This is a genomic window from Streptomyces violaceoruber (assembly GCF_033406955.1).
Lineage (GTDB): Bacteria > Actinomycetota > Actinomycetes > Streptomycetales > Streptomycetaceae > Streptomyces > Streptomyces violaceoruber.
In genome coordinates, this window is the sequence record NZ_CP137734.1 from 1,051,690 (window position 1) to 1,063,161 (window position 11,472).

An 11,472-nucleotide genomic window follows, 5' to 3' on the forward strand; every position below is an offset into this window, starting at 1 on the left:
ACCATGCTCAACCACCTGTCCGAAGGCCCCGCTTCCGCTCCCCCGCTGCTGCTCGGCCCCTCGCTGGGCACCTCGTACGCGCTGTGGGACGCGGTGGCGCCCGAACTGTCCGTCCGGCACCGGGTGATCCGCTGGGACCTGCCGGGGCACGGAGGTTCGCGGGCCGACCTGATCGGGCCCGGCGCCACCGTCGGGGACCTGGCCGATCTGGTGCTGGCCCTCGCCGACTCGCTCGGGGTGGAGCGGTTCGCCCACGCCGGGGTGTCCCTGGGCGGCGCGGTGGGCCTGCATCTGGCCGTGCACCACCCGGAGCGCGTGTCGTCCCTGGCGGTCGTCTGCTCGTCGGCGCACTTCAACGGCGCGAAGCCGTGGGAGGAGCGGGCCGCGCAGGTGCGCACGGAGGGGCTGGCACGGCTCGCGGACAGCGCGGACGCCCGGTGGTTCGTGCCGGGGTTCACCGTGCCGCGGCTGGTCCGGGACCACCGGGAGGCCGATCCCGGTGCGTACGCGGCCTGTTGCGACGCGCTGGCCGCCTTCGACCTGCGGGAGCGGGTCGGTGAGATCTCCGCGCCGACCCTGCTGGTCGCGGGGCGCGAGGACCCGGCCACGCCTCCCTCGCACCTGCGGGAGATCGCCGACGCGGTGCCGGGTGCGACGCTGACCGAGATCCCGGGTGCCTCGCACCTGGCGCCGGCCGAGCGGCCCGAGGCGGTGCTGACGGCGCTGCGGGCGCACTTCGACGGCGCGGCCCGGCGGGGCATGGCGGTGCGGCGCGAGGTGCTGGGCGACGCGCACGTGGACCGGGCGCAGGCGCGGCAGTCGCCGTTCACCGCCCGTTTCCAGGACTTCATCTCGCGCTACGCGTGGGGCGAGATCTGGACCGACGAGACGCTCTCGCGCCGCGAGCGCAGCATGGTCACGCTGACGGCGCTGGTCGCGCACGGCCACTACGAGGAGCTGGCCATGCATGTGCGGGCGGCGCGCCGCAACGGGCTGACGCCGGACGAGATCGGCGCGGTACTGCTCCAGACCGCGGTGTACTGCGGGGTCCCGGCCGCGAACTCGGCGTTCGCGACGGCCCAGCGGGTGCTGGCCGAGGAGGCGGACGGCACCGCGGAGTGAATCCCCTCGGCGCGCCCCGAGGGACCTCAGCCCGCCCGGCCGACCACCGCCAGAGCCTCGCGGGCGCGGGCCGCGAGGCCGTCGGCGCCGCAGGACTCGGCCAGCGCCAGTCCCCGGTTCAGCTCGGCCGCCGAGCGGGCCGCGATGCCGTACTCCACGCGGGCGGCGGCGTGCTCGTACTGGCAGGGCGATGCCTCCAGGTAGGTGGCAGCCTGGGCGGCGAGCCGGACCGCGCGCTGGCCGGTCTCCAGTGCGGCGGCACAGCGCAGGGCCTCTCCTATCGCGGTGTCCGTGCCGAAGCGCTCGGCCTGGCGGCGGGCGTCGGTGGCCAGTCGGGCGGCGCGGCCGGGGTCCTCGCCGGCCAGCGCCCGGGCCAGTTCGGTCGCCCAGGGGACGACCACCGGGTTGTGCCGGCCGCGCGCGGCGGCGGCCTTCTCGGCGGCCTCCAGTTCGTTGATCCCCTCCTTGGTGCGGCCGGTGGCGAGCAGCAGCCGGGCACGCACCGGGCGGGGGTCGGGCAGCACGATCGTCGACGGGTACGGCGGTGCGAAGCCGTACTGCTCGGCGACGGTCCGGGCCTCCTCGACATGGCCGCGGGCGAGCAGGGTGTCGATCAGGTTGCAGGTCGCCGACCAGTACAGCGGCAGTCCGCGGCCGACGCGTTCGGCGATGCGCAGGGACTCGCGCAGCGACTGCTCGGCATCCCTCAGGCGGCCCCTCCTGCGGTGGCCGAGGCCGACGTAGGCGTGCGCGAGGGAGAGGTGGCCGCCGCTCCAGCCGGCACTCTCGTAGGCGCGCAGGGCCTCGGTGAACAGTGCCTCGGCGCGGTCGAGCCGGTCGGCGTAGGCGTAGGAGCTGGCCAGCATCATCGGCAGTTCCAGGCCCCACTCGGTGTCGGTCCAGCCGAGTCCGGGAGCCAGGCGGCCGTTGACGAGGGCGCGGTCGCACAGTTCGACGACCTCCTCGGCGCTCTCGCCGTGGGTCATGGCGTCGAAGCCGCGCAGGATGAGCAGGGCGCGCTCGGCGTTGTCGCGGCCGGTGCAGGTGGCGGCGAGTTCGGCCAGGCGCGCGGAGCGGTGCGGCGAGGAGGTCTCGCCCGCGTGGATGCCCTCCCACATGTACTGGGCCGCCTGGAGCCGCAGGCGCGCGGAGGGGTCGGGGTTGCGGGCGGCCTCCGCCTCGACGGTGCGGACGGCCTCCTCCAGCTGGTCGTTGTGGAGCAGTGCCTGGGAGAGCCGGAAGACGGCGTCCACCCGCTGCTCGCCCTCCAGTCCGGGCATGGCGAGCGCGGTGCGCAGGTGACCGATGGTGGTGGCGGGCGCGGTGAGGAGGGTGGCGCAGCCCAGTTCGAACAGCACGCGTGCGTGGGACTCGGGCAACGGCGGTTCCCGCAGTGCCCGTTCGAGGCAGCGCCGGGCCGCGTCGGGGGCTCCGACGGCGAGGTGCTCGCGGGCGGCCTCGCGCAGCTGGGCCACGACTTCCTGGTCGTCGTCGGGGTGCACCTTCAGCAGATGGCGGGAGGCTGCCGCCGCACCGAGCCCGGAGTCGGTGACCAGCTGGGCCGCTATGCCGTGCATCGCCGTGCGCAGCGCGTCGGGGATGGAGTTGTAGACGGCGGTGGCGATCAGCGGATGCACGAACTCCAGGTCGCCCGCGGACGGTTGTCCGGCGGTGGCGTCGGGCACGGCCAGGATCCGGGCGCCCCGGAGCAGCTCGGCGCAGCGGGCGGCGTCGGCGCGGTCCAGGGTGGCGAGCCTGGCCACCATGTCGACGGTGATGCCGCCGCCGAGGATGGCCGCGGCCCAGGCGAACCGGGTGGAGTCGACGCCGAGTTGCTCCAGGCGGGCGACGAGACCGCCGCCGCGGGCGGAGCGGTTCAGGTCGCGCAGTTCGGCGGCCTCCGCCTCGACGGGCTGCAATTCGCTGTCCTGGACCTTCGCGAGGAGTTCGACGGTCTCGTAGGGGTTGCCGCCGGTGACGGCCCACACCTCGCGGCAGAACGCGGCCTCGGCGTGGGCGCCCAGCGTGGCGCGGGTGAGTCCGGCCGTCGCCTCGGGGGTGAGGGCGTTGAGCGGGGCGAGGGGCCGGCCGACGGCGGTGGCCGCCTCCAGGTGACGGGCGCTGTCCCCGCTGACGTCGCCGGGGCGGCGGGCGATGACGACCAGGACGGAGGTCTCGTCGAGCCGTTCGGCGAGCGCGGCGAGCCAGCGCAGGGTCTCCTGGTCGGCCCAGTGGGCGTCGTCGATCAGCAGCACCAGCGGCCATTCCCGGCGGGCGAGCCGGCGTACGGCGGCGACCAGGCCGTCGCACACGCCCCGCGGGTCGGCCTGCCGCTCACCGGGGTCCGCTATGCCGAGGGCGGGACCCGCGATGTCGTACCAGTCGCCGAGGTACTCGCGGGCCTCCTCGGGCAGCATGGACACCAGGGCGGGCTGGAGCAGTTGGCGCACCACGTTGAAGGGGACGGACCTGAGGGTCTCGCCGCCGCGTGCCGACCAGACGGTGCAGCCCCGGGCCTCGGCGATCCGGCGGGTCTCGGCGAGCAGCGCCGTCTTGCCGACCCCGGCCTCGCCGCGGGCCTCCAGCAGGGTGCCGGGGGACGAGCGGTCCGCGCACAGGGTGTCCACCGCACGCGTGATGGTGGCGACTTCCTCGTCGCGCTCCCAGAGGGAGGCCGGGACGGCGCCCGCCCGCCGTACCTCCGTCATCCCGCTACCTCCCCGAGTCGCCCGAATGACGTACAGAGCCTGAGCCTAGCCCTCCGATCGCGCAAGTGGTGGGCGCTCCGCCGACCAGTTGCCGTGACGGGTGACATGCGGTAAAGCGTGAACGACGGACCGGGCCCGTCATCAGCGGCGGTGCGGCCGGGAGCCCGTCAACCTCGCGCGGCGCGGGGCGCCGGGCCGTCCCGAGGACGGGGTGCGGCCGGGATGTCGGCCGGGCCTCTCATCCGGCTTTCACCGACGCCTCATACGGTGGGCACATGACGCAGGCGACTCCTCCCGGGTGGTACCCGGACCCCGGACAGAAGAATGACGGTCCCGCCACCGAACGCTGGTGGGACGGCACGGCGTGGACCGACCGGGTGCGCCCCGCGGGCGGGGCCGCCGCATGGGCTCCCCCCGCGCAGCCGCCGGGGCAACCGCCGGTCCAGCCACCGGTGCAGGACACCGCGGCCGGTCCCTACCCCGTGCACCCGGGCTATCCGGGCATACCCGTCCAGCCCCCGTCCGCGCGACGGCGGCGGCTGCGCGCCGGCATAGCCGTCGCGGCGGCCGTGGCGGTGCTGGCCGGCATCGGGGTCGGCGTGTACGCGCTGACCGACGACGGCTCGGGCGGCGACGACGCGGGCGCCGCGCAGCAGGACCGGCGCGGTCCGGACGACCGGAACGACCCCTTCGGCGACTCGGGCGGCGGCGGGGGCGGGGGCGGCGAGGACGGCCGGTCGCCCGCGCCGGACTCCCCGGACCGGTCGGAGCCGCCGACGATCGACAGCGGCTCGGTGACGGACGCGCTCAGCGGGATCAGCCTGCCCATCCCGGACGGCTGGTCGGGGCAGGAGTTGCAGGTCGGTGCTCAGGTGACGTCGGAGGACGCCTACAAGTGCCCCGGCGACACCTCCAAGTCGTGCACGAAGGGCGGCGCCTACTCGGCCCCCGCCGTGCTCCTGAAGACCGAGGGCGACACCGCGGAGGAGGTCGCGAAGGCCGACATCGAGGCGAACGCCGAGGAATCCTACGGCGGCGAGTCCTACGGCGGGATCACCTCGCACGAGGAGCTGGCCTCCGAGGCGGTCACGGTCGCCGGGCAGAAGGGCTACCTGGTCCGCTGGAAGGCGGTCACCGCCAAGGGTTCCGACGGCTTCGTCGAGTCGCTGGCCTTCCCCTCGCCCGCCGACTCCAAGCGCATCGTCGTCGTCCGCTTCGGTGTCGACACCGACCAGAAGCAGACGGTCATCGACGAGATCACCAAGGGCATCGAGGTGGACACCTCGGGCGGCGGCGGGGGCAACGGCCAGGACGTCTGACCGGCCCGGCGGCGCCTTCAGGGGTACCGCGGAAAGACTGCCGGCCGGGTGGGGCGCCCTTCCGCTCAAAGGGTGCCCCGCCCGGCCGGGGGTGCGCGCCGCCCCCGTCCCCACGGTGCGGCGCGGGCAGGCCACCGTCCAGTCATCCCGTGGACGGCGGCCTGAGTCTCAGGGGAGGCCGAGCGCCGGCAGCACGACGGCCTCCACGAACCGGACGAGGTAGGCCGCGTCCGCCTGCTCGCCCTCCAGGACGGGCCGCATCCGCAGCATGCCGAAGAGCTGGGCCGGCACGTACTCCAGCGCCGGATGGCCGGCCGGCACCTCTCCGCGGGCCACACCGCGCGCGAGGATCGCCCGCAGCGCGGCGATCTCCGGCTCGACGAGCGCCTCGCGCAGCGCGCACTTGAGCTCCGGATCCTCCATGACCGCGTGACCGAGCGCCTGGAGCAGCCCGGTGTCCTTGCCCGCCCCCTCGCCCGCGGCCGCGGCCACCTGGCGCAGGTCCTCGGCGAGCGAACCGGTGTCGATGTCGGTGAAGCGCACCCGGCGGTTGGAGCGCAGCGCGGCGGCCACGAACTGGGGCTTGGTCTTCCACTGCCGGTAGAGCGTGGACTTGCTGCACCGGGTGCTGGCGGCGATGCCCTCCATGGTGACGGCGTCGTACCCGCAGGAGCGGAGCTGGTCGAGCACGGCGTCGAAGAACTCCTGCTCACGCTCCGGCGTGATCTTGGAGCGGCGCGAGGTGCCGGCCACTTCCGGTCGGTCCGCGTCCTGCGACGTCATCGGCCCCGCTCCTTCCCGTTTCCCGTGTGTCGTTTGTCTATCGATACGCCAGTGTACCGGTACACCACCGTATCGGTACACTGGCGTATCGGAACGAGGCCGTATCGATGAGAACCGTCACACGCCCCCGTACCCGAACAGCCACACGCACCACCGTCAGCGAAGGGGCCGGGGGATGAATGCCCGCAGCGAGCCTGCACAAGCGGGGCCGGACACGCCCGCGCGCCCACCACTCGTCCGTGAGCTCCTGCTCGTGGCCGGGCTCTTCCTCGTCTACAAGTTCGGCCGCCGGCTGGCGACGGGAGAAACCGCCGAGGCGTTCCGCAACGCCCACCACGTGTGGGACTGGGAGCGGGTGCTCCGGCTGCCCGACGAGGGCGCGGTCCAGTCCCTGCTGCTGCACGGCGACACGCTGATACACGTCGCGAACACGTACTACGCCGCGGTCCACTTCCCGGCCACCGTGGCCTTCCTGGTCTGGCTCTACCTGCGACGGCCCGCGCACTACCTCTGGGCCCGCCGGGTGCTGGCCGCCGTGACCGGCGCCGCGCTGGTGCTGCACCTCCTCTTTCCGCTCGCCCCGCCGCGCATGCTGGCCGCCACCGGCCTGATCGACACGGCCCGGCTCTTCGGGCCCTCGGTGTACGGGCCGCCGCGCACCGACACGTTGTCGAACCAGTTCGCGGCGATGCCCTCGCTGCACTTCGGCTGGGCCCTGATGCTGGCGATCGGTCTGATCGTCGCGACGCGGACCCGCTGGCGCTGGCTGTGGCTGCTGCATCCGCTGGTCACGCTGCTGGTCATCGTGGGCACCGCGAACCACTACTGGCTCGACGTGATCGTGGCCACGGCCCTGCTCGGCCTCGCGCTCGCCGTGCTGCGGCTGCCCGAGCGGCCCGGACGGCCGCGGTGCGCCCTCCCCCACCGGCGGACCGAGGTCCGGCGCCGGTCGTCGGCCGAGCGGCCCGAGCTGGTCGGGGCGGGCCGGTGAACGCCGCCCTGGTCGCCGTACTGCTGTCGCTCGTGTCCGCCTGCGCCTACGCCGCGGCGGCCGTCGCCCAGGAGCGGCTGGCCTCACGCGCCTCCGGCGCCGGTGTCCTGCGGATGCTGGCCTCCGGCGCCTGGTGGTGGGCGGTCGCGCTCAACGCCTCGGCGGCACTGCTGCACGTGGTGGCGCTCAAGTACGGCCCCCTCACCGTGGTCCAGCCGCTCGGTGCGCTCACCCTGGTCGCGGCGGTGCCGCTGGGGGCGCGGCTGGCGGGCCGGCGGGTGAGCGCGATCGAGTGGCGGGGCACCGGGCTGACGCTGCTGGGCCTCGGCGCGCTGCTGCTCACCGCCTCGGGGCCCGCCCCGGACGACGTGCTGAGCGTGCCGGAGGCGCTGACGGTGTCCGGCGCGACGGCGGCGCTGATCGGCGTGCTGTCGCGGCCCGGCGCCCGGCCGGGGCTGCGGCACGCGACGGCGTCCGGGATCGCGTCCGGCGTGGCCTCGGCGCTCACCCAGACCGTCACGGTCGCCGTCACCGACCGCTCGGGTCCGCTGCTGAGCGTCCAGGTGATCGGCGTGGCCGTGCTGGTGGCCGCCTTCGCGACCGGCGGACTGCTGCTGTCCCAGACGGCGTACCGCGGGGGTCTCGGCGCCCCGCTGGCGGTGGTGACCCTGGCCAATCCGGTGGCCGCCGCGGTGATCGGGCTCTCCCTGCTCGGGGAACGGCTCCGGGGCGGCGCTGGCGGCGTGCTCCTCGCGCTGACCGGTGCGGCGCTGGCCGCCTGGGGAGTGCTCCAGCTGAGCCGGGCGGCCCCCGACCGGCCGGAGACGGCCGCGCCGGTGCTCGCGGGTCCGGGGCTCGCGGGTACGGAGACGGACCCGACGGGACCGGCACCGGCGGGGCCCGGAGTGGTGCCCCGGCAGCCGGGGCCGGGGCACCTCACGCGGCTCTAGGTGTATCGACTCGCAGGGTTGTTCACGCGGCTGACGGGTGGATGGTCGCCGGCTCAGTCCGTGACGATCGCCGGGTCGCTGGTCCCCGGCCGGCCGTTCTCCACGTGCCCGGCGAAGCGGCGCAGGAAGGCCGGGTCGGTCTCGGAGGTGACCGTCACGTCGTACCAGCGCCGGCTGCGCGCGAGGCCGACGGTGTGGTGCACGGTGGCGCCGGGGCGGACGGTGACGGACCGGCTGCGGCCGTCGTGGGCGTTCGCGATCCGGAGCCGAACGGTGCCGGTCCCGGTGTGGGTGAGGGTCAGCCGGAGGTCGTCGCCGCGGTGCCGTGCGGTGACCTCGGGCCCGGCGGCTCCGGCGACCTCGTTGGCACCCCGGAAGACCCGCAGGAAGCCGGCCGGGCCGTGCACGGTCAGGTCGTAGGAGCCGCCGGAGTAGGCCGAGTTCCAGGTGTCCGCGATGTCCTTGCCGGCCTCGGTGGTGTACGTCCAGGGGCCGTCGGTGCGGTTGCCGGAGGTGACGAGGAAGGCGGCACCGGCCCGGGGCCCGGAGGCGAAGGCCAGCGTGAACTTCCCGGCCGCCGTGTCCACGGCGCCGTCGACGTGCGGGGCGTAGCGCAGCGGCCGGGTGGGGCGTGTCCCGCGTTCCTGCCGGGGCATGCCGGGGTCCGCGGGCGGCGTCGGACGGTAGTCGGGGTGGCGTTCGCGGTCCGGCGGCTCGTAGGCGTCGGTGTCCGGCAGCCGGGCCGGGCGGCTGTCCGTGCGGGAGAAGTCGAAGGCGGAGGTCAGGTCGCCGCAGACGGCGCGCCGCCAGGGTGAGATGTTCGGCTCGTGGACGCCGAAGCGGCGTTCCATGAAGCGGATGACCGAGGTGTGGTCGAAGGTCTCGGAGCAGACGAAGCCGCCCTTGCTCCACGGCGAGACGACCAGCATGGGCACGCGCGGGCCGAGCCCGTAGAAGCCCTCGCGGTGCTTGGCGCTGCCCTCGAAGACGTCCAGGGAGACGTCGACGGTGGACCGGCCCTGCGCGGCGGACTTCGGCGGCAGCGGCGGCACCACGTGGTCGAAGAAGCCGTCGTTCTCGTCGTACGTGATGAACAGGGCGGTCTTCGCCCACACCTTCGGGTTGGAGGTGAGCGCGTCCAGGACCTGGGAGATGTACCAGGCGCCGTAGTTCGACGGCCAGTTGGAGTGCTCGGAGAATGCCTCCGGGGCGGCTATCCAGGAGATCTCCGGCAGCTTGCCCGCCTTGACGTCGGCACGGAGCCGGTCGAAGTAGCCCTCGCCGCGCTTCGCGTCGGTGCCGGTGCGGGCCTTGTCGTACAGCGGGTCGCCGGGCTTCGCGTTCCGGTACTTGTTGAAGTACAGCAGGGAGTTGTCGCCGTAGTTGCCCCGGTAGGCGTCGTCGATCCAGCCCCAGTGGCCGGCCGCGTCGAGGCCGTCGCCGACGTCCTGGTAGATCTTCCAGGAGACCCCGGCCGCCTCCAGGCGCTCGGGGTACGTCGTCCAGTCGTAGCCGAGTTCGTCGTTGCCGAGGACCGGGCCGCCGCCCGCGCCGTCGTTGCCCGTGTGCCCCGACCACAGGTAGTAGCGGTTGGGGTCGGTGGAGCCGATGAAGGAGCAGTGGTAGGCGTCGCAGACGGTGAAGGTGTCGGCGAGCGCGTAGTGGAAGGGGATGTCCTCGCGGGTCAGGTACGCCATGGTGGTGGTGCCCTTGGCGGGCAGCCAGCGGTCGTACTTGGCGTCGTGGTAGGCGTCCTGGCCGTCGGACCAGCCGTGCGGGAGCCCTTCGAGGAACTGCATACCGAGGTCGTCGGCCTCCGGGTGGAAGGGCAGTACCTCGGTGCCGTCGCCCTTGCGCTGGTGCCACACCGACCTGCCGTCGCCCAGTCGCACCGGATGCGGGTCGCCGAAGCCGCGGACCCCGCGCAGTGTGCCGAAGTAGTGGTCGAAGGAACGGTTCTCCTGCATCAGGACGACGATGTGCTCGACGTCCTCGATCGACCCCGATCGGTGGTTCGCCGGGAGTGCCGCGGCCCGGTCGATGCTCGCGGACAGGGCACTGAACGCCGTGGTGGCGCCCGCCAGTTGGAGGAATCTGCGCCGGTTCACTTCGGCCATGGGGGTGAGGGACCTCTCGTCTTGGGGGGTTCAACCGGTCGGACGGTGCCGGGTGATGACGGATTGCGCGCGAAAGGAGTGTTCCAGGAGCAGCAAACGTCAGGGAAGGGTCCGGTGGCGCTGGTGTGAAAGTCACCGGTACGCGAGGTGTGCCGGGCCTCCCGCGCGGGGATGGTCGCGATCATGACAGGCATGGACACGGAAGCACCGGCGCCCCCGACCCGACGGCCCGTACGCCAGCTCCTCGCCGCCTCGGTGGGCAACGCGGTGGAGTGGTACGACTGGTACGCCTACACCTTCCTGGCGACCTACATCGCGGACCAGGTCTTCCCGAAGGGCGCGGACAACTCGCTGGTGCCACTGCTGTCGACGTTCGCCGTGTTCGCGGTGGGCTTCTTCATGCGGCCCGTCGGCGGGCTGCTGATGGGCGCGATCGCGGACCGGCGGGGGCGGCGGGCCGCGCTGACGGTCACCATCCTGCTGATGGGCGGCAGCAGTCTGCTGGTCGGGCTGACCCCGACGTACGCGGCGGCCGGGGTGCTGGCCCCGGTGGTCCTGGTCCTGGCGCGGCTGCTCCAGGGACTGTCGGTGGGCGGCGAGTTCGCGGCCTCGACGACCTTCCTGGTGGAGTCGGCGGGGCCGGGGCGGCGCGGCCTGTTCTCCAGCTTCCAGTACGTCTCGACCACGGCGGGGCAGCTGGTGGCGTCCGGGATCGCGACGCTGCTGGTGGACACGCTGAGCGAGGACCGGATGAACGGCTGGGGGTGGCGGCTCCCCTTCGTGTTCGGCGCCGTCCTCAGCCTGGTCGGTTTCTGGATCCGGCAGGGCGCTCAGGAGACCCGCAGCACCGAGCAGCAACGGGCGCCGCGTCCGGCCCTCTTCGAGGCACTGCGCCGTCATCCGCGCGAGTCCCTGCTGATCTGCGGCATCACGGCGGGCGGCACGATCGCCTACTACACCTGGACGTCGTACCTGCCGACGTACGCCGAACTGAACGCGGGCGTGGCCAAGTCGGACGCGCTGCTCGCCGGGACGATCTCGCTGGCCTTCTTCGGGCTGCTCCAGCCGCTCGGCGGACTGCTCTCCGACCGGTTCGGGCGCCGTCCGCTGCTGCTCTTCTTCGGCGTGGGCTTCGCCCTGCTGAGCGTGCCGCTGCTGCACTCCCTGCGCGACTCCTTCGCGGTCCTGCTGCTCGTGCAGTGCGCCGGGATGGTCCTGCTGACCGGCTTCACCTCCATCAGCGCCGCCGTCAACGCCGAGGTCTTCCCGCCCCGGGTGCGGGCGGCCGGGATCGGCTTCCCCTACTCGCTCACGGTGGCGCTGTTCGGCGGCACGGCACCGTACGTGGGCACGCTCTTCAAGGATCTGGGCCACTCCGGGATCTTCCCCTGGTACGTCGCCGTGCTGTGCCTGCTGTCCTCGCTGGTGTACCTGCGGCTGCCGGAGACGGCGCACAAGGAACTGCGGCGCTGACACCGGACC

Annotated in this window: 8 protein-coding genes; 5 read left to right on the forward strand and 3 right to left on the reverse strand. The window is 73.8% G+C overall.

Going from position 1 to position 11,472, the window contains the following annotated elements; genetic code table 11:
* The first annotated feature begins 3 nt into the window (after positions 1-3).
* Positions 4-1,122 carry a bifunctional 3-oxoadipate enol-lactonase/4-carboxymuconolactone decarboxylase PcaDC gene (gene pcaDC / locus R2E43_RS04955; RefSeq protein ID WP_030869638.1) on the forward strand — a complete coding sequence of 373 codons (1,119 nt, stop codon included), beginning with the start codon at positions 4-6 and terminating at the stop codon, positions 1,120-1,122.
* 26 nt (positions 1,123-1,148) lie between these two features.
* On the opposite strand, the gene R2E43_RS04960 is transcribed toward pcaDC, so the two are convergent.
* Positions 1,149-3,830, reverse strand: a complete 2,682-nt coding sequence (locus R2E43_RS04960; RefSeq protein WP_030869635.1) for an ATP-binding protein — start codon at positions 3,828-3,830, stop codon at positions 1,149-1,151.
* 275 nt (positions 3,831-4,105) lie between these two features.
* Here R2E43_RS04960 and R2E43_RS04965 point away from each other — a divergent pair, with 275 nt between their 5' ends.
* On the forward strand, positions 4,106-5,149 hold the full coding sequence (locus R2E43_RS04965) for a DUF2510 domain-containing protein (RefSeq protein WP_093457431.1): 1,044 nt from the start codon (positions 4,106-4,108) through the stop codon (positions 5,147-5,149).
* A gap of 168 nt (positions 5,150-5,317) precedes the next feature.
* Here R2E43_RS04965 and R2E43_RS04970 read toward each other — a convergent pair whose 3' ends face one another.
* On the reverse strand, positions 5,318-5,932 hold the full coding sequence (locus R2E43_RS04970; protein WP_332055942.1) for a TetR/AcrR family transcriptional regulator: 615 nt from the start codon (positions 5,930-5,932) through the stop codon (positions 5,318-5,320).
* Positions 5,933-6,107: 175 nt separating this feature from the next.
* Here R2E43_RS04970 and R2E43_RS04975 point away from each other — a divergent pair, with 175 nt between their 5' ends.
* The gene (locus R2E43_RS04975; protein WP_003972302.1) at positions 6,108-6,923 is read left to right on the forward strand and encodes a phosphatase PAP2 family protein; all 816 of its coding nucleotides are present in this window, start codon (positions 6,108-6,110) and stop codon (positions 6,921-6,923) included.
* On the forward strand, positions 6,920-7,873 hold the full coding sequence (locus R2E43_RS04980; RefSeq protein WP_332055943.1) for a DMT family protein: 954 nt from the start codon (positions 6,920-6,922) through the stop codon (positions 7,871-7,873). The genes R2E43_RS04975 and R2E43_RS04980 overlap by 4 nt, the downstream gene beginning before the upstream one ends.
* A 53-nt stretch (positions 7,874-7,926) precedes the next feature.
* Here the strand turns inward: R2E43_RS04980 and R2E43_RS04985 are convergent, their stop codons facing one another.
* Positions 7,927-9,990: a phosphocholine-specific phospholipase C gene (locus R2E43_RS04985; protein WP_332055944.1), complete on the reverse strand. Its 2,064-nt coding sequence runs from the start codon at positions 9,988-9,990 to the stop codon at positions 7,927-7,929.
* A 171-nt stretch (positions 9,991-10,161) separates the two neighbouring features.
* Between R2E43_RS04985 and R2E43_RS04990 the strand changes: the two genes are divergently transcribed.
* Positions 10,162-11,463, forward strand: coding sequence for an MFS transporter (locus tag R2E43_RS04990; protein WP_003972305.1), 1,302 nt, complete (start codon positions 10,162-10,164; stop codon positions 11,461-11,463).
* Positions 11,464-11,472: the final 9 nt, after the last annotated feature.